21 protein-coding genes are annotated in these 22,934 nt (G+C 36.9%); 15 read left to right on the top strand and 6 right to left on the bottom strand.

The features are described 5' to 3' along the window. Nucleotides 1–12 precede the first annotated feature (12 nt). The 3 genes from hslU to BZK16_RS05190 all read right to left on the bottom strand — a co-directional run bounded on the left by hslU (nt 13) and on the right by BZK16_RS05190 (nt 2,693). Nucleotides 13–1,356, bottom strand: coding sequence for an ATP-dependent protease ATPase subunit HslU (hslU, locus tag BZK16_RS05200; RefSeq protein ID WP_077927842.1), 1,344 nt, complete (start codon nt 1,354–1,356; stop codon nt 13–15). Nucleotides 1,357–1,365: 9 nt separating this feature from the next. After that, on the bottom strand, nt 1,366–1,905 hold the full coding sequence (gene hslV / locus BZK16_RS05195; protein WP_077927841.1) for an ATP-dependent protease subunit HslV: 540 nt from the start codon (nt 1,903–1,905) through the stop codon (nt 1,366–1,368). 92 nt (nt 1,906–1,997) lie between these two features. Continuing rightward, entirely contained in the window at nt 1,998–2,693 is a 696-nt protein-coding gene (locus BZK16_RS05190; protein WP_077927840.1) for an ion channel, read from the bottom strand. 126 nt (nt 2,694–2,819) lie between these two features. Here BZK16_RS05190 and BZK16_RS05185 point away from each other — a divergent pair, with 126 nt between their 5' ends. The 5 genes from BZK16_RS05185 (at nt 2,820) to BZK16_RS05165 (ending at nt 7,429) form a co-directional block, all read left to right on the top strand. Then, nucleotides 2,820–3,179 carry an SMI1/KNR4 family protein gene (locus BZK16_RS05185; RefSeq protein ID WP_077927839.1) on the top strand — a complete coding sequence of 120 codons (360 nt, stop codon included), beginning with the start codon at nt 2,820–2,822 and terminating at the stop codon, nt 3,177–3,179. Between the two features lie 72 nt (nt 3,180–3,251). Further along, nucleotides 3,252–4,625: a hypothetical protein gene (locus BZK16_RS05180; protein ID WP_077927838.1), complete on the top strand. Its 1,374-nt coding sequence runs from the start codon at nt 3,252–3,254 to the stop codon at nt 4,623–4,625. A gap of 138 nt (nt 4,626–4,763) precedes the next feature. Continuing rightward, nucleotides 4,764–6,392, top strand: a complete 1,629-nt coding sequence (locus BZK16_RS05175; protein ID WP_077927837.1) for a Na/Pi cotransporter family protein — start codon at nt 4,764–4,766, stop codon at nt 6,390–6,392. A gap of 161 nt (nt 6,393–6,553) precedes the next feature. After that, complete coding sequence (locus BZK16_RS05170) at nt 6,554–6,772, top strand: YdcH family protein (protein WP_077927836.1); 219 nt, start codon at nt 6,554–6,556, stop codon at nt 6,770–6,772. Between the two features lie 171 nt (nt 6,773–6,943). Further along, nucleotides 6,944–7,429 (top strand): YajQ family cyclic di-GMP-binding protein, encoded by a 486-nt coding sequence (locus tag BZK16_RS05165; protein ID WP_077927835.1) that lies wholly within the window; start codon nt 6,944–6,946, stop codon nt 7,427–7,429. Between the two features lie 122 nt (nt 7,430–7,551). On the opposite strand, the gene BZK16_RS05160 is transcribed toward BZK16_RS05165, so the two are convergent. After that, nucleotides 7,552–10,953: an FAD-dependent oxidoreductase gene (locus BZK16_RS05160; RefSeq protein ID WP_077927834.1), complete on the bottom strand. Its 3,402-nt coding sequence runs from the start codon at nt 10,951–10,953 to the stop codon at nt 7,552–7,554. A 196-nt stretch (nt 10,954–11,149) separates the two neighbouring features. On the opposite strand from BZK16_RS05160, the gene fumC reads away from it, so the two are divergent. The 5 genes from fumC to BZK16_RS05135 all read left to right on the top strand — a co-directional run bounded on the left by fumC (nt 11,150) and on the right by BZK16_RS05135 (nt 16,046). Continuing rightward, complete coding sequence (gene fumC, locus BZK16_RS05155; protein ID WP_198932434.1) at nt 11,150–12,544, top strand: class II fumarate hydratase; 1,395 nt, start codon at nt 11,150–11,152, stop codon at nt 12,542–12,544. Nucleotides 12,545–12,637: 93 nt separating this feature from the next. Then, complete coding sequence (locus tag BZK16_RS05150; RefSeq protein WP_077927832.1) at nt 12,638–13,267, top strand: hypothetical protein; 630 nt, start codon at nt 12,638–12,640, stop codon at nt 13,265–13,267. 15 nt (nt 13,268–13,282) lie between these two features. Then, the gene (locus BZK16_RS05145; protein WP_077927831.1) at nt 13,283–13,522 is read left to right on the top strand and encodes a hypothetical protein; all 240 of its coding nucleotides are present in this window, start codon (nt 13,283–13,285) and stop codon (nt 13,520–13,522) included. A 142-nt stretch (nt 13,523–13,664) separates the two neighbouring features. Next, nucleotides 13,665–14,714 carry a 2,3-butanediol dehydrogenase gene (locus BZK16_RS05140; RefSeq protein ID WP_077927946.1) on the top strand — a complete coding sequence of 350 codons (1,050 nt, stop codon included), beginning with the start codon at nt 13,665–13,667 and terminating at the stop codon, nt 14,712–14,714. A gap of 114 nt (nt 14,715–14,828) precedes the next feature. Then, nucleotides 14,829–16,046 (top strand): sugar transporter, encoded by a 1,218-nt coding sequence (locus BZK16_RS05135; RefSeq protein ID WP_077927830.1) that lies wholly within the window; start codon nt 14,829–14,831, stop codon nt 16,044–16,046. Nucleotides 16,047–16,066: 20 nt separating this feature from the next. On the opposite strand, the gene yccS is transcribed toward BZK16_RS05135, so the two are convergent. Beyond that, on the bottom strand, nt 16,067–18,196 hold the full coding sequence (gene yccS, locus BZK16_RS05130; RefSeq protein ID WP_077927829.1) for a YccS family putative transporter: 2,130 nt from the start codon (nt 18,194–18,196) through the stop codon (nt 16,067–16,069). Between the two features lie 123 nt (nt 18,197–18,319). Here yccS and BZK16_RS05125 point away from each other — a divergent pair, with 123 nt between their 5' ends. Beyond that, the gene (locus tag BZK16_RS05125) at nt 18,320–19,477 is read left to right on the top strand and encodes a hypothetical protein (RefSeq protein ID WP_077927828.1); all 1,158 of its coding nucleotides are present in this window, start codon (nt 18,320–18,322) and stop codon (nt 19,475–19,477) included. Here the strand turns inward: BZK16_RS05125 and BZK16_RS05120 are convergent. Next, complete coding sequence (locus tag BZK16_RS05120; protein ID WP_233145202.1) at nt 19,472–20,254, bottom strand: FUSC family protein; 783 nt, start codon at nt 20,252–20,254, stop codon at nt 19,472–19,474. The two genes, BZK16_RS05125 and BZK16_RS05120, sit on opposite strands and share 6 nt — an antisense overlap. 404 nt (nt 20,255–20,658) lie before the next feature. Here BZK16_RS05120 and panC point away from each other — a divergent pair, with 404 nt between their 5' ends. The 4 genes from panC (at nt 20,659) to panD (ending at nt 22,828) form a co-directional block, all read left to right on the top strand. Then, a complete protein-coding gene (gene panC, locus BZK16_RS05115; RefSeq protein WP_077927826.1) occupies nt 20,659–21,489 on the top strand; it encodes a pantoate--beta-alanine ligase in 831 nt (276 codons plus the stop codon). Between the two features lie 6 nt (nt 21,490–21,495). Beyond that, the gene (locus BZK16_RS05110) at nt 21,496–22,089 is read left to right on the top strand and encodes a bile acid:sodium symporter family protein (RefSeq protein ID WP_077927825.1); all 594 of its coding nucleotides are present in this window, start codon (nt 21,496–21,498) and stop codon (nt 22,087–22,089) included. A gap of 27 nt (nt 22,090–22,116) precedes the next feature. After that, nucleotides 22,117–22,377 carry a hypothetical protein gene (locus tag BZK16_RS05105; RefSeq protein ID WP_158076811.1) on the top strand — a complete coding sequence of 87 codons (261 nt, stop codon included), beginning with the start codon at nt 22,117–22,119 and terminating at the stop codon, nt 22,375–22,377. Between the two features lie 67 nt (nt 22,378–22,444). Next, nucleotides 22,445–22,828: an aspartate 1-decarboxylase gene (gene panD, locus BZK16_RS05100; RefSeq protein WP_077927823.1), complete on the top strand. Its 384-nt coding sequence runs from the start codon at nt 22,445–22,447 to the stop codon at nt 22,826–22,828. Nucleotides 22,829–22,934: the final 106 nt, after the last annotated feature.

Raw genomic sequence — 22,934 nt, 5'->3', positions numbered from 1 at the left:
TAAAGCAGGGAATTAGAGAATAAATCTGCTCAAATCTTCATTGTCAGACAATTCACCCAATGAGCTTTTAACCATTGCTTCGTCAATCGTTACATTTTCACCGCTCTTATCAGATGCTGTGAAAGAGATCTCTTCTAACAAATGTTCCAAGATTGTATGTAAACGGCGAGCACCGATGTTTTCAGTTTTCTCGTTCACGTTGTAAGCAATCTTAGCGATTTCAGCAATTGCGCCATCTGTGAATTCTAAGTTAACTTCTTCAGTTTGTAGCAATGCTTTGTATTGCTTGATCAAAGCTGAAGATGGCTCTTTCAAAATGCGCTCAAAATCATTCGCTGTTAATGCACTCAATTCCACACGAATTGGTAAGCGGCCTTGTAATTCAGGAATCAAATCAGAAGGGCGAGCCAAGTGGAAAGCACCAGATGCGATGAACAAGATATGATCTGTTTTTACAGGACCATATTTAGTAGAGATCGTGCTACCTTCAATGATTGGCAATAAGTCACGCTGAACACCTTCACGAGAAACATCTGTGCCAGAAGTTTCGCCACGGCGACAAACTTTATCGATTTCATCAATGAATACGATGCCAGTGTTTTCCGCAGCTTCGATTGCAGCTTTTTTCACTTCTTCTTCATTCACTAAACGGCGCGCTTCTTCGTCTTGAACCAATTTCAAGGCACCTTTGATTTTCAATTTTTGCTTATGCTTTGGTTCATTACCTGTTTGGCTGAATAGCGATTGCAATTGCTCTGCCATTTCTTCCATGCCAGGCGGTGTCATGATGTTCATGCTAGAAGCATGCTTTTGCGTCAATTCGATTTCAATCTCTTTATCATCGAGTTCGCCACGAATTAATTTTTCACGGAATTTTTGACGTGTTGTTGAGTTATCTGTGCTTGGTGCATCAGGCTCATTATCAAAGCCTACCGATTTAGGGCGTGGAATCAATACATCTAAAATACGATTGATTGCAGCTTCTTCAGCTTTTGGATGAGATAATTTAATCGCATCTTCACGTGCTTTTTTAATGGCAGCTTCCACTAAATCACGGATGATTGAATCCACTTCACGACCAACATAACCCACTTCTGTGAATTTTGTTGCTTCTACTTTAATGAAAGGCGCATTAGCTAAGCTTGCTAAACGGCGTGCGATTTCAGTTTTACCAACGCCTGTTGGCCCAATCATTAGAATATTTTTAGGTGTGATTTCTTTGCGTAAATCACCTGTCACTTGCTGACGTCTCCAACGATTACGTAAAGCAATCGCTACAGCGCGTTTTGCATCATTTTGTCCAACAATATAGCGATCCAATTCTTGGACAATTTCTCTAGGTGTCATTTCACTCATGATAAATTCCTAAAACGTTAACTTTTCAATCGTTTGATTGTGATTTGTGTAAATACAGATGTCTGCTGCGATGTTTAAACTTTTACGCACGATGGATTCTGCATCTAATTCAGTATTGTAGATAAGGGCAAGGGCCGCACTTTGTGCAAATGCACCACCAGAACCGATGGTTGCCATGTCATGTTCAGGTTCGATGACATCACCGTTACCTGAAATTACAAGAATTGCTGTAGGATCAGCAACGATCAATAATGCTTCTAAACGGCGCAATTGACGATCAGTACGCCAATCTTTTGCCAATTCAACAGCTGCACGTGTCAATTGACCATTGTGCTGTTCTAATTTAGCCTCGAAACGTTCAAACAGTGTGAATGCATCTGCTGTGCCGCCTGCAAAGCCAGCGATGACTTTACCATTGTATAAACGGCGAACTTTACGCGCATTACCTTTCATCACAGTATTGCCAAGAGAAACTTGACCATCGCCGCCGATGACAACTTCATTGCCACGTCTCACAGCACAGATCGTGGTACCACGATATTGTTCCATTTGAACTCCTTGTTCATTGTTTCAGTTACGTCCAATTAAAATGTGGACGAATTTTAGAATTTCAAGGTATACAAATGTAGCTTGCTGATTTTCTATTCAGTGACTTTATGTTTACTGTTGAGGTTTTGCACCAAACTTGTGACATAAACCGTAAAAATAGGGAAGATGGTAATGCCTGTAATGGCTAAGATCGCAGTGCTTACTTTACCAGCTGTTGTGATGGGGATAATGTTCGAGCCTAATGTTGTGGCCGTCATGGAAGCCCACCAAAGCACATCGCTATAAGTTTTAACATCAGGATTAATGCCATTTTCAAACACAAAGAAGATCAGTGTTTGTAAGTAGGCAATGGAGAAGAATAACGCTAAATAGGAAACAAATAAGCCTGTGATTTTATTGCTGATGAGTAGCTTTGCCAATAGGAATAAACCGATTGTGCCACGTAAAATGGGCAAGAATTTTAAGAGATAAAAAATCTGGTGGGAAATACTGAGATCATAATATTCAAAGATATTAATATAAGGAATGGAGATTAAAACTAGAATGCCATAGCGTTTCAGGTAGCTGGATTTGTTATCAGCTAAAAGAAATAGCAAAACAAAATCAAATAAAAAGTATAAACAGATCCAAAATTGAAGCTGATTGCCACGCGTAAAAGGATCACTATTAATATTAGGAATATCAAACAGAGTGATATCCGCGACCAAGATCAATGATGCAACAATAGTAGATGCATAAATGAATTTCAGTAATGATTTTTTAAGGTTGGGGTTTAATTGAAAGCTCATAATTCACTAAATTTTATTTTTATGGATGGCAGCATTGGTTAAAAAAGCAATCATAGAGAATATTCCTAAGTTTTTCTGATTATTTATATAATACAGATAATCAATATTATTTGGGTGCAAAATGCTATGAGTTTTATAACAAATCTATTAAATACCTATCAATTTCCAAGTAGAGATGTGGATGCCTTGGGTAATTTTATCAGTCGAGATGGTTTCGTGATATTAGAACAAGAAGAGTTTGAAAGTATGATGTCATTTTTCTCTGAATATCCTGATGATTTTTCTGAGCTTTTACCCATTATGATGGATAATAATTCAAATTATATTTGTGTTTATCATGCTGGGAAGCACCAATATCAAGTGGCTTTGTTGAATCATGATGAAATGGATTTATCGCCTGTTTTTTCAAGTATATATGAGCTGATTGCAGTGATTCAAAGGCATCCTGAATGTTATGACATCGAAGATATATTAAGCAATATGTAGAGTATATCATTGCTGATGGAAACAGTTATAATGCATGCGATTTAGTTCTCAGATTATCCAAAGATATTTATTATGGCAAAAACAATCAAGAAAATAGCATGTCCGCAGTGTGAAAGTTACAAAATTACAATGATCAAAGAAGATTATTACTTATGTAATAACTGTCAGACAAATTTTTTCTTGGATAGTAATGATATTACGATCAACCATAATCATAAGCTTGATGGAAATTCTATCAATCATAATGCGGATATCGGCAAGAAGATTATTAAAGTACTATTGGGTTTGATTGCACTTTTTATTGTGTATCAAGTAACTCAAGTATTTTTGTTTCAAGCACCTAAACCAACTTATAACAATGTTGTGGTGGCAGAGCCAAAACAAATAGAGCCAAAAGTTGAAACAACACGCGAGATTCAACCTTATTTCACCCAGAATCTTTTGATTGCAGTGGATGATGAACATAGCGTAGAAACAGTTGTTGCGTTGTACAAGAATAATAATGAGTACATGCTCTATACAATATTGTTTGATCCAATTACAGGCAAGGAACTTAAACGTACAGCAATGGATGTAAATTTTGCGACTAAAGGCGCTGGCATGCATTCAGATTATGATGTGCAATTGGTACCAAGTTTAAAGCATGGTGCGTTATTGATCGTGAATAAATATTTTTTGTATGTCTTTGATAAAGTGAATCAAATATTTGTGAGCGTAGATGCTGATTATTTTATTGATCATCCTGAATTTACAAGTGGTATTGCTTCGATTGATTATCAGAATTTCTATAAAGCTTTAGAGATTGTGAATAATCTTGGTCAATCTTATATTTTGTTTTCTGACATTCAAAAAGTTTATCTGAAAGATAAAGCTCATGAAGTATTTAACTTAAAATTGCCAAATCCAACAACAGTGACACGTTATAAATTTTCCCAAGCAAGTTATGAGTTTTCTGATGAAATCATTCAGTTGATTGAGTATCAGCAAAAGCATGACAAATATTACCCTGCTGGATATTTTAAATTTCAATGGACAAAAGATCATGGTGGTTCTGGCGTATTCACTGATCGGTCCCCATATCGAAAAGTTCTATTATTGCCTTATCCACAAAAGCAAGCGCGTATTACATCATATCGTGATTTTACGCCAAAGCGCCAATATACTGCTTATTCAGAAGTCATTGCACAGGATGAAGAGAGCATTATGCTCGCTTTGAAGCTAACCATTGCGGATAATGAAACATATACATTGCAGAAATTGAGTCGCAAAGATGGCAGCATTATTTGGTCTCATAAAAAAGATTGGTTATCTTTAAGGCAAGCGCATCAAGTGAATAATCAGGTGTTTTTTCAGGCTAATCATAAGCTTAATGTCATTGTAGATATGGATGGCAATATTCTGTCAGAAGTTGATCCGAGTTCTATAGCGCTGACAGTGGATATATAGCACAAAACTATTTTTTATATTCTTGATCAGTAACAGATCATTAAATGATCAAATGAAGGATAATGGCGTATTCTAGTAAATAATAGATTAGAATAGCGCCTTTTATTTTATCTTTTGTACTCATTTTCGGGGTAATGCATGGATTGGCAACAGATACTTTTCCATTTTTTAGGCGGTTTGGGTTTATTTCTTTTCTCTATCAAGTTTATGGGGGATGGATTACAGAAATCCGCAGGTAACCGTTTACGCACTATTTTAGACCGCTTTACCACCAATCCATTCATGGGAATTTTGGCGGGTATTTTTGTTACAGTTTTAATTCAATCAAGCTCTGGTACAACTGTAATTACAGTAGGCTTAGTGAGTGCAGGCTTGATGACATTGCGCCAAGCTATCGGCGTAATCATGGGTGCAAACATTGGTACAACAGTGACAGCATTCATCATCGGTATTGATATTGGAGAATATGCTTACCCAATCTTATTGTTGGGTTCAGTGATGTTGTTCTTCTTTAAATCTGCGAAAGTGCAGAATATTGGTCAGATCCTATTCGGCTTTGGTGGTTTATTTATTGGTTTAGATTTAATGAGCAGCGGCTTAGCACCACTTCGCCATTTGCCAGTATTCACATCATTGATCGTAGAAATGAGCCATAGCCCGATTTTAAGCGTAATCGTGGGTACAGTATTTACATTGATCGTTCAATCATCGAGCGCAACGATTGGTATTTTACAAGGCTTGTATGCTGAAAATTTAATCTCTTTAGAAGCAGCATTGCCAGTATTATTCGGTGATAATATCGGAACAACAATTACAGCAGTATTGGCGGCGATTGGTGCAAGCATCGTAGCAAAGCGTGCGGCGGCAGTGCATGTATTATTCAACGTTGTGGGTACAATCATTTTCCTAATTCTGTTAGGTCCATTCACGCATTTCATGATCTGGATTACAGGCATGTTGCATTTAGAACCAAAAATGCAGATCGCATTTGCACACGGAACATTTAACGTAGCCAATACATTAATTCAGTTACCATTCATTGGTTTATGGGCATATTTAGTCACTAAGTTATTGCCTGAGCGTGAAAAGAAATCTGATAAAATTGCACTGTATTTGGATGAAACCTTAATCGAGAAATCTCCAGCGATTGCGATTGGCCAAGCGAAAAAAGAAGTGATTCACATGGGCAATATGGGCTTGGATAGCTTGAAATCAGCTTTGTCTTATTTGAAAACAAATAATCCTGAAGATGCAAAGTTATCTGAAATTTTAGAAAAAAATATTAATGTTTTGGATGAAGAGATCACTAAATATTTAGTGAAGATTTTCCCACATTCAATTACACCAAGAGATTCTAATGAGCTTCAAGCAATGTTGAACTTGGTTTGTGATATTGAGCGCATTGGCGATCACTCAGAGAATATCATCGAGCAAATCAATTTCATGAATGAACGCAACATTGAACTGAGTGAACTTGCAAGAAATGAAGTTTATGAAATGTTTGAATTAACGATTCGTTCGGTGGCGCTGTCGATTGAAGCATTAGATAAAGGAGATTTATCGAAAGCTCGTCGCGTTTATGAATTAGAAGATGAAATCGATGAGATGGAACGCTATTTAAGAAAACAGCATATTCATCGTTTAAACCATGGTGATTGCACGGCAAAATCTGGTTTAACTTACACTGATTTATTATCGAATTTAGAAAGAATTGGTGATCATGCTCATAATATTGCTGAGATGATGTTTGAAAAAAGTAAGCAATAAGTAGTCTTTACAATTTTAAGCCTTAGCGCAAAATCATTGGTGCTAAGGCTTTTTTATTGGGTGAAATTTGACTTTTATCACTCATAAAAATATCAAAATGCAAATGTCAGTTAAATATCTGTATCTTAATAGTTGCGATTCGCAAATTGAAAGGAGGTTCTATGCTTCACGAATATAGAGATATTATTTCAAAGTTGAGAGTGGAAAATAGTCGTTTTGCTAGTCTGTTTGCTAAGCACAGCGCACTGGATCAGAAAATTTCAAAAGCTGGTAAAGATCGTATGGATTATGTCGCATTAGATTCATTGAAGAAGGAAAAGCTACAACTGAAAGATGAAATATATGCCATGTGTGTTGCTTATCAAAAAGCACAAGCATAATTTAGAATTAATCGCAGAATAAAGAAAAGGGAGCTTTGGCTCCCTTTTGAATTTTATAGATGATTGATTATGGATGAGCTAATTATGACTATGAGCATAACATTACAGAAATGATTGGCGTTTTGCGATATCATCTATGGCTATTTAATGTTTAGAGAAAAGGAATTGATTATGCCTTCATTTGATATTGTTATGGAACCAGATATGGTTGAAGTTCGCAATGCCATGGATCAATCAATCAAAGAGATTGAAACGCGCTTTGATTTTAAAGGCACTGAAGCAAAATGTGAATTGAATGATAAAACCGTTGTGCTTTATGGTGACAGTGATTTTCAGCTTGAACAAGTTTTGAACGTTGTGGTTTCGAAAATGGCTCGTCGTAATGTGGATATTCGCTTTTTAGATTTGAATGCAAAATCAGAAAAATCAGGAAAGATTGTTAAACAATCCATTGCGATTAAATTTGGTATCGAAACAGATCAAGCCAAAAAAATTGTAAAAGTGATCAAAGATGAAAAAATGAAAGTACAAGCTGCGATCCAAGGTGATAGCGTTCGTGTGAGTGGTAAAAAGCGCGATGATCTGCAAGAAGCTATGGCGATATTAAGAGAAAAAGTTAAAGATTTGCCATTAGCATTCAATAACTTTAGAGATTAAGTTAAGTATATAATTAAGTATTAAAAGAGGAGCTTTGAGCTCCTTTTTTATTGTTATATAAATAAAAATCTTGCCCGAAGGCGAGATATATTCAATCATCAATTCTAAATACAAAGTGTATTTTATTGATCAGCTTTTGATAGGATTCTATTGAACCAAGCAACGTTGATCACATCTAATAATCTATTTTGGCTTGTACGTGCTGTTAAGTTATCTAAGTCGATTTCTTTAACGTTTTGATCTTGACCTGCACAAGTAAATACTGCTTTTGTACGTTGTTTTGTCACAGGATCAATCTGCCATTGTAGACATTGACCGCAAACACCTTTCATCATACATTGCATTGGGCTACCAACCGTTCCCATCACTTGAACATCGGGTTTAAAGATGTCAATTAAGCGACCATCTGGTGACAATTCTTTCTGTAAGCCTTTCAATAAACCCGTAGAACCTAACGCTAACATACGATCGATGGATGATAAATCCACAACGCCATCATCGTTTAGATTTTCAAGTAATTCGATCATATCTGTTGCAACAACTGATGAATCCTGTGGGCGACGAGCTTCTAATTTATCGCCTTTTTGTACGCACCAAATGATCTGATCTGTACTTGCTTCCAACTCATCCATTTTGTCCATTTCAGAAGCTTGGGCAAGCGTTGCAACATAAGTGATCTTATTACCAGCTTCACGTAATACTGGTGCTAAATCTAGCATGATTGCTGTGCCCCAACGACCTGCCATGATTAAGATATTTTGATTCGTTGGAATATCCGTTGGTGCGCCTGTTGGGCCTGCCAATACTAAACGATCTCCAGGTTTCAAACGAGAGATCAAACGTGGTGCAACGCCCCATTGGAATACCATTAAGCGAATTGCACCATCTTTAGAACCTGTACCCGATGCTGTGAACAGTGGAATCTGCATGCGCGTATCTTCAATGATCTGTCCATCCACTTCATAAGTTTGTAAGCGGAAGAATTGACCTGGCTTGAAGTTTTTCGCAACAAAAGGTGCTTTTACCCAAACTTCAGCAACCGCAGGGTTATCACGATTCACAGATTGAACAGTCACTGTTAAACCTTCAGTCATTGTTGCACTCAATTCATCATTCGATAAATGGTTTGCTGGCAATGCTTTCATGGATTCAATTACTTGATCCGCTGTACGTTTTGCGCTTGTGATGGCTTTTACAACGTTACCGTTGAATGTTGGATGTGTATCACCAATGTATGAAACGCGATGATCTTTATGTTCGTATGATGTGAATGGTGCAAAATCATCTTTCACATTTTTCTCACGATCATATTCAACTTTGTTGCCTAATAAATCATAGCCTTGGAAGTGGTGCTTATCTTCAACTTTGATTGTGCCATGTTCTGTTGCATAGATTGTATTCGGTGAAGTACCTGCAGCTACCAACACTGTACGTGCAGGGATAATCACTTCTTCACCATTCTTTTTGAATGTGATGGTTTCGATGTGACCGTATTTATCTAAATTAACACCTTGAGGATCTAAAGACTCACCGTAGAAAATACCTTCTTCAAATGCTTTTGTGATCTCTTCATGGTTCAATGTATAAGCAGGCGATTCTTGCATCGTACGGCGATATGCCAATAAAACACCGCCCCATTTATGCAATAAAGGCGTAAAGTTTGGTGCTTCACCAGCGGCAGCTGCACGTTCACGTTCTGCTTTCACTTCACGGCCATGAGCAATGAATTCATCCAAAATGTCTTGGTCTTCTGGTGTAAAGATTGCAGCACGAACAGCTTCTTCACCCAAAGTATCCACACGATGCAGTACCTTTTCAACTTGTGTGATGTAGTAAGCTTGCATTTCTGTTGCGGAATCCACAGCTGTTAAACCACCACCGATCACAACTGCTGGCATACGCACTTGCAATGTTGAAAGGGAAGTTTGCTTTGCAGCACCTGTTAATTGCATTGCCATTAAGAAGTCAGAAGCTTGGCGCATACCGCGAGCCAATGAATTTTCAATGTTCAATACACGAGGCAAACCTGCACCCACTGCCATTGAAACGTGGTCGAAACCTAATTCAAAAGCATCTTCCAACATCAATGTACCACCTAAGCGAACACCACCGAAGATCTGTACATTGTTACGACGCGCTAACACTAAATAGATCAAGCGTAGGAAGTTTTTATCCCAACGTACTGTAATACCATATTCAGCAACGCCACCGAAGCCATATAAAATACGGCTCGCTAAATCTTCTTCCAATGATGACCAGTGCTCAACAGGACCATTGATGATAGCTTCTGGTAATGGTTCAATTTTTAAACCATCCACAGCCACAACATGGCAACCTGCTTGTGATAGATAATGAGTCATTGTGAAGCCCGCAGGGCCTAAACCTGATACCAATACTTTACGATTATTGCCATCTGTTGGCAGGTAAGCAGATTGTTTTAATGGATTCCAGCGCGTGAAAATATCATAAATTTCAATACCCCAAGGCAATTCTAAAACGCTTGTTAGTACGTTCGTTTCGATTTGCGGAATATTAACTGGCTCAGTTTTCTGATAGATACAAGCCTTCATACAATCATTACAGATACGATGACCTGTTGCAGGTACCATTGGATTCTCGATCATGATCATTGCTAAAGCACCGATCACATGACCAGATTTACGCAATGTAATCATCTCAGAGATTTTTTCATCCAAAGGGCAACCTGTTTGTGTATTGCCAAATGTATCTTTCTTCAAGCCCAATTCAGGCTGAGCTTTTTTAACAGGGAAGCCTTTACTGCAGAAATCGCCTTCATGATCATGGCAATATTTACAGTAATCCACTTCGCCAGCGATATCATGATCGCACATGCGATTATCTGTTAAATGGAAGCCATCACGGCGGCGCTCTTTGCCATTACCTTGAAGCACAGGAATGCCTTTAAAGGTAATTTCTTCATTATTCACTAAGTTTGCAGGATCAACACGCTCTGGGAATTTGAAAGAAACCCAGCCTTTTGTCACAGCTTGGCCTTCTTCTGTATTTAATGCCAATGCAGCCCATTCGATGATCTCTTTTTCTTCATCAGAGCCAACTTCTTGTACCAATGCATATTTTGCTAAATCAAATTCAAATGTTTCAGCAGTTGCTTTGCTTTTCGCCATTAAGCGATCAGTCAAGGCATCAAAAGTTTCAGCGATCTCTTGTTTATAACGTTTTGCACCACGTTGGATGTAACGATCTTTAAACTGTAATACAGTTGCTTCATCTTTCGCTTGGTTAAAATAAAATTCAGTATCTTTTTGAATTTGTAGCGTATTTGAGATAAATTGATTCAGCGCTTCAGCAATCTTGATTTGTAATTCTGAAGTTTCGATTTCGCTCAACGTTATTTCTGCTTTACGCCAAGCTTCAATTTGATTTTTTAATTCGGGTGATAAACTATTTAAAAATAGTTGGTCAAGCGACTCTAAGCCTTCTTTGGTTTTAAGGGCATCAAATGAAAGCGCAAAAGGCTTCCAGAGTTGGTCAAAGTTGGTCATTTCAGTCATCCTACACTAAAGTGGTCATTCATTTTTGAATATTAAAATAGGGCGATATTGTAGCGAATATTTTTATTTTTTGTTGAGATGTAAATCATCATTTTATTATGTAGGTTGCTTATTTGCAAAATAGGTATAAATTAAAGTCCCTGATGAGCTACATTTACATTACATCAATTAAATCATGGAGGATATGATGTCAAACGAGTTTCGCATTGAGAAAGATACAATGGGTGATGTTAAAGTACCTGCGGAGAAACTTTGGGGTGCACAAACTCAGCGATCTTTAGAGAACTTTAAAATCTCTACAGAGAAAATGCCGAAAGATTTAATCACAGCTATGGCAATTGTTAAGCGCTCAGCGGCGATTGTGAATAATGAAGCTGGTTTATTAGATGAAAAGAAAACAAAAGTAATCTTGGAAGCTTGTGATGAAATCATTGAAGGTAAACACGCGACAGAATTCCCATTGGCAATTTGGCAAACTGGTTCTGGCACACAAACCAACATGAACTTGAATGAAGTGATCGCAAACCGCGCAAGTGAACTATTGGGCGGCGAACGTGGTGAAGCACGCTTGATTCACCCTAATGATGATGTGAATAAATCACAAAGCTCTAATGATACATTCCCAACGGCGATGCATATTTCTGCTGTGGTTGCGATTCAAACACATTTATTACCAGCATTGGAATCTTTGACAAAAGTGTTGGATAAAAAATCCAATGATTTCAAAATGATCGTTAAAATTGGCCGTACGCATTTGCAAGATGCAACACCATTAACATTGGGTCAAGAAATCTCTGGTTGGGTTGAGATGCTTAAAAATGCTCATCGCCATATTAAAGGTTCATTGCCTCATTTATCTGAATTAGCATTGGGTGGTACAGCAGTTGGTACAGGCTTAAATACGCCGCCAAAATATTCTGAAAATGTTGCACGTGTGATTGCTGAATTCACGAAGCAAGATTTTATTACATCGCCAAATAAATTTGAAGCATTAGGCACGACAGATGCTTTAGTTTATACACATGGCACATTGAAAGGTTTAGCAGCATCATTGATGAAGATTGCTAACGATGTTCGTTGGTTAGCTTCTGGCCCACGTTGTGGCATTGGTGAAATTCGCATTCCTGAAAATGAACCAGGTAGCTCAATCATGCCAGGTAAAGTGAACCCAACACAAAGTGAAGCATTGACAATGGCTTGTGCGCAAGTGATGGGCAATGATGTTGCTGTGAACATCGGTGGTATGAATGGTAACTTCGAATTGAACGTATTCCGCCCAATGATCATTGATAACTTCTTACAATCTGTACGTTTATTGGCGGATGGTATGAATAGCTTCAATGAGCACTGTGCTATTGGTATTGAGCCAAACTTAGAGCGCATTGAAGATCTGTTGAATAACTCATTAATGTTGGTGACAGCATTGAACCCATACATTGGCTACGATAAAGCAGCGAAAATTGCTAAAAATGCTTATCAGAAAAACCTAACATTGAAAGCATCTGCATTGGAATTAGGCTACTTAACAGAAGCAGAATTTGATGAATGGGTGATCCCAACAAAAATGGTAGGTAATATTTAATATTATCCAATAATCATTTAGGAAACAGAAGCCATTCGAGAGAATGGCTTTTTAATTTTTATATATTTAGATTATTATAATTTGAGAATAATAATGAAGAACACTAAAACTGCTTTATACTTAAAAGATTGGGAATATGATCTAGAAAATATTTCGATTTTAAAATCGTTAGGGCAAGTAATATTACCTAGTGAATTTGAATTAGATATGAAAGACTTTATTTTTTGTCCTTTGTGTTATACACCAATAACGCGCAATCCTCTTATTAAAGATGTTACTAGTAATGGTAGGCAAGCAACTTTTAGACATTTGCCTACATATGGTGATATTAAGTGTCCATTGAGCTCATTGAGCAGTACAGGACAAAAATATGCCAATGAAGAGGAAGCTAAGCAAGCAATAGATCAAGGTGATTTGGTTATTATTCATGGATTTCTTCACGCCTCAGAGAGAAATAGAAATGAGAGTGAAAATAATGAATATCATCCTGACATAGAAGATATTGATGGTCCTTTATCATCAGTACCAATTTCTCGGTATAAAGGAGAAACTTTTGAATTACCATCTCAAATAACAACGGTTAGAGGGATTTGTCGGAATTTCTCAAAAAATTATTATAAATACTATTTTATGCTCTCCTCAAATCAGCCTACAATGTTATGCGATCTAATTCATGATATTCGAGATGTCACTAAGGAAAATGATACTCCTCAGTTATATTGAGGAGTTATAAAAAGCTTGGAAGTGAAAGGTCAGAAAAAAGATCATAATATTAGAATGACAGAATTATTCTGCCATTCTTCAATTGCAGACTTTAATTTGAAAGATACTAAAATAAATCAGAAAGAATATGGTATTGATGATAATTCATTAGGGAGAATAGTTATTTTTTGGGGAGCAATTATTAAGAGTGGAATAGGCCTTGCTATTAATCAGTCAAAATGGGGGGGAGTATGCATTGTTACCAGAAAAATATAATCAATTATTGTTAGATTCATAAGATTAATATTTTATAACCTGACAAATATCAATAATAACTATTCTCATTAACCTTCCTTTACATGCATATCTGCTATTGTAGAACTATGATTTAAATTTTTTATCCAACAGGAGAATAATGATGAAAGCAGCTGTTTGGCATGGCCGTGAAGACATTCGTATTGAAGATCGTGAATTGAAATCTTTAAAAGATAATGAAGTTACAATTCGTGTAGCTTGGGCTGGGATTTGTGGCAGTGATTTGCATGAATTTGAAGAAGGCCCTGTATTCATTCCAACAAAAGCCAATGATTTATTAACAGGTGGAATTGCACCATTAACGATGGGGCATGAGTTTTCTGGCGTTGTGGAAGCTGTTGGTAAAAATGTCTCAAAATATAAAGTGGGTGATCGTGTTTCTGTAAACCCTACAATCACACACGGCAAGCGCAGTGAATATGATGATATTTATGATGGCTTTAGCTTCATTGGCTTGCATTGTGATGGTGGTTTTGCTGATTTTGTGAATGTACCAGAATCAGCGGTTTATCATTTGCCTGATAATCTATCTTTAGAGACAGCAGCATTGATCGAGCCAACAGCAGTTGCGGTTCAGGCTGTGAAAGAAGGTGGTTTGTGCTTTGGTGATACAGTTGCAGTATTTGGTGCAGGCCCAATTGGCTTAGTGACAATTGCAGCTGCCAAAGCAGGTGGTGCAACTAAAATTATTGCTCTAGATTTATCTGATTCACGTTTAGCAATGGCGAAAGAAATTGGTGCAACACACATCATCAATTCAGGTAAAGAAGATGCTGTGGAAGCGATTCGCAAAATTGTTCCTCGCGGTGTGGATGTTGCTTTTGAAGTGGCTGGCGTACAAAAAACAGTGGAGCAATCCATCTATGCAACAAAACCACGTGGCACAATGGTGATCATTTCGATCTTTGCAAATCCAATCACATGGCACCCAATGCAGTTGATCAATACTGGTGTGAAAGTGACATCTTCCATTGCTTATTCACCATCCAGTTTCCAAGAAACAATTGATTTAATGGCATCTGGTCAATTGGATGTGACTTCAATTATCACTAAAAAAATTGAGTTTAAAGATATTGTAGAAGAAGGCTTTAAAACGTTGGTGTCAGATAAAACTCAATCAAAAATCTTAGTGACATTGAGTGGCGAGAAATAACCCTTAAATTCTAGGCATTGAAATTTGTTATTAAAATCCTCTGAAATAATTATTCAGGGGATTTTTTATTGGACTAAAATATATGGCTTAAATTTTAAAATAAAAGGATAGAGCGTGAAGCAAGTACAGAAAAGTCACCATGTTAATATAGCTTGGTTGGGCGTGATGAGTCTTGCATTTGCAGCATTTGTATTCAACACCACAGAATTTATTCCCATTGCATTATTGACGGATATTGGCCGTGATTTTGGCATGTCCGCCGCAAAAGCAGGCATTATGATTACGATTTATGCTTGGGTTGTGGCTTTGGCATCTTTGCCGCTTTTGCTGATGGTTGGTAATGTAGAGTGTAAGCGCTTATTGCTATTTATATTTGTCATTTTCATCATTAGCCATATCATCTGTTTCTTTGCGAATTCATTCACGACATTAATCATCGGGCGGATTGGCATCGCAATTGCCCATGCAATTTTCTGGTCAATCACAGCAGCGTTAGCAGTGCGAATTGCACCTGTTGGTCGTAAGTCACAAGCGTTGGGCATTATTGCGACAGGCACAGCTTTAGCAACAGTTTTAGGGATTCCAATTGGGCGATTGATTGGGCAAGCCATTGGTTGGCGCTTTACTTTCCTCTGCATTGGGGGATTGGCATTGGTGACATTAATAATATTAATGCGAGTATTACCAAAATTACCTAGCCAAAACGCAGGCTCATTAAAGAGTTTGCCTATTATCTTTAAAAGACCTGCTTTGGTGGGAATTTTTGTTTTAACTGCAATTTGTGTCACAGCACATTTCACTGCTTACAGTTACATTGAGCCATTCGCAGAACAAATTGCTAAAGTTTCTTCCAATTACACAACGTTATTATTACTAGTATTTGGTGGTGCAGGCATTGTGGGAAGCATTTTATTTAGCAAATACAATGGTCGTAATCCTTTAACCTTTCTACCGTTATTCATTGTGCTATTAACAATTTGTACGATTTTATTATTGCCCATTGCATCATCTGCCATCGCGTTATTTGTTCTTTCATTTTTCTGGGGAATTGCAAGTATGTGTGTGATGTTAGCTCTGCAAGTGAAAGTGTTGGATTTAGCATCTGATGCAACGGATGTTTCCATGTCCATTTTCTCTGGGATTTTTAATATTGGCATTGGCGGTGGCGCATTGATTGGCAATATTGTAATCACTAAAATTAACTTGGAATCTGTTGGTTTTGTGGGTGCAGGCATTAGTATTGTTGCACTGTTATTGGCACTTTTCTTATTTATGAAATACAAACAGCAATTTTTAAATGCAACAATACCAAAAGATGTTGTCACACATTAAAATAAGTTTGAGTAAATAACTTAGATTTTAGTTCTGATGGCTTGTGATGTTTCAATAATCTCAGGCAAAATTTGTAGCATCAGTTGCAATTGTAAAATGACTTGATAATCAATGTTGGTGTAATCGTAATCATTGAAAGTATCAAGCATTTCTTGCAGTGCATCACAAAATGCTTGGGATTGTTCTACATCGATATTGTTATTATAAAGTGCATCATAAATAAAACGTTCGATATTATTGAAAATCACTTGGATTTCAGGAGAAAGTTTAGATGCACGATGTACACCCAAAGTTGCAATGTAACTAATGAATGTATGATTCAGTGTTAAAAATCTAAAGGCTTTATCGATCAAATCATGGTCAACTTTAGGCTCATTGGACATAATGCTGATCAGCTCAGATAAATCTGCTGAGTTATCGTAGGCTTCACGGCGCGCATAGCGATAATCTACATTATCAATGCGAGTTTCTTGATATTGGCGATGGGTTTGTTTCAGATAGTTGGCATTATCATGATTTGCTGTTTCCACTAAACTTGGTAATGTGCGATATTTCCAATCTGGCCATAATAAAAATACTGCCAATAATGCACCAACCGAACCAATGATGGTTGCGATGATTCGTGACCAAGCAACATCCCAAGAGCTTTCGCCTGTTAAGCTAAAGCTGAAGAATACTAATAATGTAATGAATACAGTGGCAGAAGCTTGGCGAGAGTTTTTAAAGATGAAGTATAACCAAGCACTTGTGATGATGGCGAAGATTTGGGTTGGCAAAGTATTGAACAAGTAAACGAAAAATACGCCTAAGAAAATTCCTAAAATCGTTCCAGCAAATCGGATTAATACACGCTTTTGTGTGGTTGAATAGTTCGGTTGGCAAATGACTAAACCTGTCATTAATATCCAATAACCATGAGGCAGATGCGTTAATAAGATAATGATGTAGCCAATCGCAAATACTAAACTGATGCGCACAGAATGTCTAAATAGTGCAGACTTCAAGGTTAAATGCTTTTTAATGCGATCATAAGCATCTTTAAAGCTTGAAACCTCATCTTCCACAATATTATTATCAATGGCATCTTGTGAAATATAGTTCACTTGATTTATTTGGCGGAACTGCTTATCAATTTCTGATAAGTTTTTCATGATGTTTTGTAAAGTTAAACGCAAAGATGATGAAATTTCTGCATTTTGTATAGATTCTTCCAATAATTTGAAATATTTCTCAAATAAAGGGCTGTGATTATAAGGTTGGCGATATTTAATGCTGTCTGCAATTTGAGCGCAAGCTTTGCCTTGTAAGGCTAAAATTCTCGAAATTCTGAAGAGAATATCACTATTTTTCAGTTGGTTGCTTAGCTTTTGATAGCTAATGTGAGAAGAAGTCGCGCGCTCATGAATATCCTGCGCCACAAAGTAATAGTTCAACATAATGCGAACGCGCTTATGCCCTTGATCACCACGCAAACGGTTGAATAAAGAGCGCTTACTTTCATTCATGGATTTAATCAGGGATTGATTAATGGCTGTTAATTCTGCAGTTTGGATTTCAAAATTATCTGTTTCATCTGGATCAAACATGTGGGATTTAGCATGCAAGAACTTGCCCAATGTTTTGAAAGAATGATTGAGGTATTCATGCGTTGTGCGAATTGGCTGTACTATAGACTCAATCCAAGCAATGATGCCGTACCACAAAGCTCCCAATACTAATAAAGATGACAATACATATTGCTCTTTAAATAAGCCAACACCTAGCATTGTGTATGTTGCCATCAACAATGTTCCTAAAGAAATCACAGAGAACTTTTGCCCCAATGCACCAATGATGGTGAATGAGAAGCCTGATAAAATTAACCCAATTAAAAATAAGATTGGATAAGGGAAGAGCAATTCCACAGAAAATGCAGCAATGGCAAAACAAACTAACAATAATGAAAGGTTGATCAAACGCTGTTTTGGGCTAGCATCAATGTCCGAAATGGCAGCTGCAATTACCCCCAATGTTAAAGGGATAATGGTGCGTGTTTCTCCCATTAGCGCAGGGATTAAAGTGGTGCCAAGCAAGGCAATGATGATGCGAATGCTGAATAAAAGATTACTGTGATAGAAAATCTTTCTTGTACGACCTGCTTGAATTTTCATAGCTAATTTTGTGTGCTCATAGTGATATCGTCATCTATTTTACTAAATTTTCATGATAATTTGATAAAAGTATTTTAGCTGTATAATGTTAACCTCAGAATTATAAAGTTTGGTGTATTTAAAATGAAGCAAAATGGATTCCAATATTCGGTGATTGCACTGTTTTTATCGGCTTGTATTGGGCAAGTTAGCGTTGCACAGTTGGATCATAAAGGTTTAACCATTTTGGATAAAGCAGAAAGTGTTTTAGGTGAATCATTTGATTTACCAGAAAGTCAATGGTTTGGGCGCGATAAAACTTCTGCCAATGCGGATATTGATGATTATTTGGATGACTTGATTGAGCGCTTAGAATTGCCTGAATTGGTAGGATTGCGTCAAAATTATTTTAAAGTGGAAAAGCGCATTGGTGAAGAGCGTAAAACTTTGCGTGAACTGCGTGAAAAACGTTTGTTTTCAGTCTCTGAAGAAGCCAGTACTTTAATGAAATATACGCCAACTGATACATTAAAAACATGGACAGCATCCACACGAGCAGATTTTGACCAATTGATCGAAGCTCATGAAAAGAATTTAGTGGAATTAGAAAAAAGCCTATTAGAATTACGCAGTGGCATGAGCGATGAGCTTGCAAAAGCTGGAGTCAAATTAGACCCTGAGCAATTAGACTTCCTCTATACAACGGTGACGGGCGAAGATACGATTCGTGCCATCATGTTATTCAATAGTGCAACAGCGGTATCGAAACAGTTACAGCACCTAATGGAAACCAATGCACAAGATTTTGATGCTGTGAAACGTTATTACGGTATGGCGACAATTTTGCATCGCATGGTTGTGAAAATTCAGGAAAACTTCATCTATAAATTAGAGAAAATTTATATGGTGCAGTTGGATACTTATAAAGTAGAAGCGAAAAAGAGCTTGGAAGATGCCAAACGTTTAAAAGCCACAGCAGATAGAGAACAGCGCAAGGTCTTGGATAAAAACATTGAAGCGAACCAATTGGCATTAGAAGCGATCGATCGTTATATGAAGTATTTACAAGATCAAGCAAAAAATTCTAAAGCGATTTTGAAAAAAGCACAATCACGTGAAGCCATTGCCATGAATACTTATTCAACCGTGAAAGTCTCACTGGATGTTTTATCTTTAATGCAGGATAGTCAACGTGATTTTCAAGCATTTTCCACGATGCAAGTACCAGAAATTGCAACATTTGATAATCCTGAAATCAGAAAAGAGTTTCTAAATATTACACAGAAATTAAATGGTTCATGAATGTGGACGGTGGCTAGAACGTATGCATTTCAAAATAATACTAATAAGAATTGCGATCAATCCACCAATAAATGTTTCTAGCAGTCTATCAATCAATAATGAATAAGTTGGATTTTGCCAATAACCTGCAATTTCTACAAGGACTAAGCTGTAACAAGTCACTGCAAATGTTACGATCGCAAAATTATTACCAAAGCATAATGGTAATATAAAGGAGAATAAGAATAGAGCAATAAAAATAACTTGATGAATATTAGGTAGTTGAAATAACAAGTATAATAAGGCAACAGCAGCTAAGCTACCGATAAAGCGTAATAGTGTATTATGTACAACATTTTCTGCTTTAGGTGTCATGACCATAATGAATGTTAAGGTTGCCCAGTAGTTTTTATTTAAACCAAAATAGAGTGGCAACCATAAGCAAATAAACATACCTAAGCTATATATGAATGCGCGCGGAATAATATTGGTGTCTAGTTTAAATAAATCTTGTGTAAAAATTCCTTGTTTAAATGCAGCTAAGTCGTAATGTTTTCTCATCATGTAATGGCAAACTATCAGTGCGGTTACAGTTCCAATGAAAGCACCCAGTGGCAAGCCTTCAGTGATGTGTGGTAAGGTCGTGCCAATGGTTGATAGAATGATGATAAAGCGAATGGCACGATCAAAGACAGGATCACGGCCAAAGAAAAAATAATAGCAATAAGCAATGATGAATAAATACAAATAAAACCAAGGGGAAAGATGTAAAAATCTGCCAATATATGTGCTGCTCATAATGATAAGCATCCAAAATGATACATATAACAAATTGCTTCGATCAGGTTTGGCATTATAGAGCGAATAAGTACATAAAACTGCAAATGATGACCATGCAATGCCACCTTGAATACCTATGATTGGATAGATAAGGGCAGTGCTAATAAGCATGCTGCCAATAAAAACAAAACTATCTTGTAAGGATGAGATTAGATTTTTGTAATGAATCATAAGGAACGTAGTAAATGAATCATAAGGAACGTAGTAAATGGATATTGATGGGATGATTTTAACTGAATAAAGTAATGTTGGTTGAAAATTAAATGTAAGCAATTGATCATATTCATTTGTCCATAAACGATGCAGACATCTCTTGTTTGAGGCGTATAATCATTCGTCAACTGATGATAATGGAGAAGAATATGCAGGTGATACAGACTATTTCAGAGTTACGCGCTTTACGTAATAAGATGACAACGGTTGCGTTAGTACCAACGATGGGCAATCTACATGAAGGACATTTATCTTTGGTAAAACGTGCCAAAGAAGTTGCAGATTATGTGATTGTTTCAATCTTTGTTAATCCTATTCAGTTTGGTGAAAATGAAGATTTTGGTAGTTATCCTCGTACATTGGATGCTGACTGTGAAAAATTAGCAGCTTTGGGCATTGATGCTGTATTTGCACCTACGGCGTTAGAAATGTATCCGAATGGCTCACAATCTGTTCGAGTTGTGCCATCAGATATTCAAAATGAATTATGTGGTGCAACGCGCGCAGGGCATTTCAATGGCGTGACAACTGTTGTGAGTAAACTATTCAATATTGTTCAACCAAACTTTGCTTGTTTTGGTGAAAAGGATTATCAGCAATTGCATATCATTCGTGAAATGGTTGTTGAATTAAATTTCCCGATTGAAATTATCTCTGTGCCAATTTGTAGAGCAGAAACAGGATTGGCATTATCAAGCCGCAATGGTTATTTGTCAGATGATGAAAAGTCACGTGCAATTTATTTATCACAATCTTTACAAGTTATGAAGGATACAATTACAGCAAATGCTGATTGTGATCTTCGTCGGGTAGAAAAAGATTGTATTCAAAAATTAACGGATGCTGATTGGGTTGTGGATTATATTTCCATTCGTAATCGTGAAACACTTGCCATTGCAGAAAGCACGAAAGAACCTTTAATTATTCTAGCGGCTGCAAAAATGGGCAGTACACGTTTATTAGATAATTTGAAAGTATAAATTGTCATGAACAATAAACCGCTGTTATTGTTGATTGCGATCGGCGTTTCGATCGCAGTGATGTTTCCGAAATTACTCAACGGGCAAGGTTGGCTAATCAGCTACATCATTGGTGGCATTATGTTAATGATGGGCATGAATTTAGATTCATTCCGCATTAAAGAAACATTGAAGCAACCAAAGATTATTTTGCTCATTGTAGGTTTACGCTATTTATCCATGCCAATGATTGGTTTTATGGTGAGTAAGCTTATGAATTTACCTGATCAATTAGCGATTGGATTGACTTTAGTGGGCTGTTGTCCGACAGGTGTTGCTTCAAATGTTCTCACACTGTTATCTAACGGTGATAAAGAGCTTTCAGTGATTTTATCCACTGTGAATACGATGCTTGCACCGATTTTAACGCCACTGATGTTTTTCATTTTCTCAGGCAGTTATATAGAAGTGAGTGCATTGAGTATTTTCACGCACATCATCTATATTTTGATCCTACCATTATTGATTGGCTTTGCTATCAATGGGGTATTGTTGAAATATCACGGTAAAAATCCTATTAACCAAGCTTCAGGTTTGATTTCTACAGTGCTCATTGCTTAGGTGATTTCCATCATCATTGCGGTGAATTTGGACACGATGTTCAATTACGGTTATCTCACATTATTCGCGGTGATGCTCCATAATTTGATTGGCTTAGTGTTTGGCTATTTTTCAGCAAAAATTATTTTCTCGCAAAAAGATAAGATCAGAGCGACAACCTTTGAAGTCGGCGTTGAAAACTCAGGTTTAGCTGTGACTATTGCGTTTAAATACATTAGCCCAGAAGCCGCAATTCCTGGGGCGATTTTTTCGGTTTGGCATAATATCTCTGGTGCAATTCTTGCGTAATATTGGTCCAAAAAGGATCTTAAATCCACTCAATCTCAACAACAATTAAAGGAATAAAAGTAAACTCATGTTTTTATCCATGATGAAGTCTAAAATCCACCGTGCAACAGTGACAGAAGCTAACTTAAATTATGTTGGTAGCATCACGATTGATGGTGATTTATTAGATCAAGCGAATATATTGGAAGGTGAAAAAGTTCAAGTTGTGAATGTGAACAATGGTTCACGCTTAGAAACTTATACGATTCGTGGCGAAGCAGGTTCAGGCGTAATTTGTTTGAATGGTGCTGCTGCACGATATGCTCAAACAGGAGATATTGTGATTTTAATTGCCTATGCATTAGTAACGCCAGAAGAAGCAAAAACATTGCAACAGCAAGTGGTTTTTGTGGACCAGCATAATAAAATGGTGGAGTTATCTCACAAAGAAAAACATGGTGAGATTGCATAAAAATATCATTTTATTAATGGCTTAATCATTAAGGCTTTCCAATGGATGGAAAGCTTTTTTAATACAGTTTTATTTTAAAAGAAAATTACCAAAAACAAGCAATCAT

It is taken from the genome of Wohlfahrtiimonas populi, from assembly GCF_002006795.1.
Classification (GTDB): Bacteria; Pseudomonadota; Gammaproteobacteria; order Cardiobacteriales; family Wohlfahrtiimonadaceae; genus Wohlfahrtiimonas; species Wohlfahrtiimonas populi.
This window is presented reverse-complemented; position numbering and strand designations above follow the sequence as displayed.

Bases quoted from the DNA above. Each gene is read 5' to 3' on its own strand.
- hslU (WP_077927842.1), bottom strand. From the start codon at position 1,356: ATGAGTGAAATGACACCTAGAGAAATTGTCCAAGAATTGGATCGCTAT.
- BZK16_RS05120 (WP_233145202.1), bottom strand. From the start codon at position 20,254: ATGAGCAGCACATATATTGGCAGATTTTTACATCTTTCCCCTTGGTTT.
- BZK16_RS05180 (WP_077927838.1), top strand. From the start codon at position 3,252: ATGGCAAAAACAATCAAGAAAATAGCATGTCCGCAGTGTGAAAGTTAC.
- panD (WP_077927823.1), top strand. From the start codon at position 22,445: ATGTTTTTATCCATGATGAAGTCTAAAATCCACCGTGCAACAGTGACA.
- hslV (WP_077927841.1), bottom strand. From the start codon at position 1,905: ATGGAACAATATCGTGGTACCACGATCTGTGCTGTGAGACGTGGCAAT.
- BZK16_RS05175 (WP_077927837.1), top strand. From the start codon at position 4,764: ATGGATTGGCAACAGATACTTTTCCATTTTTTAGGCGGTTTGGGTTTA.
- BZK16_RS05125 (WP_077927828.1), top strand. From the start codon at position 18,320: ATGAAGCAAAATGGATTCCAATATTCGGTGATTGCACTGTTTTTATCG.
- BZK16_RS05150 (WP_077927832.1), top strand. From the start codon at position 12,638: ATGAAGAACACTAAAACTGCTTTATACTTAAAAGATTGGGAATATGAT.
- BZK16_RS05190 (WP_077927840.1), bottom strand. From the start codon at position 2,693: ATGAGCTTTCAATTAAACCCCAACCTTAAAAAATCATTACTGAAATTC.
- BZK16_RS05160 (WP_077927834.1), bottom strand. From the start codon at position 10,953: ATGACCAACTTTGACCAACTCTGGAAGCCTTTTGCGCTTTCATTTGAT.
- yccS (WP_077927829.1), bottom strand. From the start codon at position 18,196: ATGAAAATTCAAGCAGGTCGTACAAGAAAGATTTTCTATCACAGTAAT.
- BZK16_RS05185 (WP_077927839.1), top strand. From the start codon at position 2,820: ATGAGTTTTATAACAAATCTATTAAATACCTATCAATTTCCAAGTAGA.
- BZK16_RS05170 (WP_077927836.1), top strand. From the start codon at position 6,554: ATGCTTCACGAATATAGAGATATTATTTCAAAGTTGAGAGTGGAAAAT.
- fumC (WP_198932434.1), top strand. From the start codon at position 11,150: ATGTCAAACGAGTTTCGCATTGAGAAAGATACAATGGGTGATGTTAAA.
- panC (WP_077927826.1), top strand. From the start codon at position 20,659: ATGCAGGTGATACAGACTATTTCAGAGTTACGCGCTTTACGTAATAAG.
- BZK16_RS05110 (WP_077927825.1), top strand. From the start codon at position 21,496: ATGAACAATAAACCGCTGTTATTGTTGATTGCGATCGGCGTTTCGATC.
- BZK16_RS05140 (WP_077927946.1), top strand. From the start codon at position 13,665: ATGAAAGCAGCTGTTTGGCATGGCCGTGAAGACATTCGTATTGAAGAT.
- BZK16_RS05165 (WP_077927835.1), top strand. From the start codon at position 6,944: ATGCCTTCATTTGATATTGTTATGGAACCAGATATGGTTGAAGTTCGC.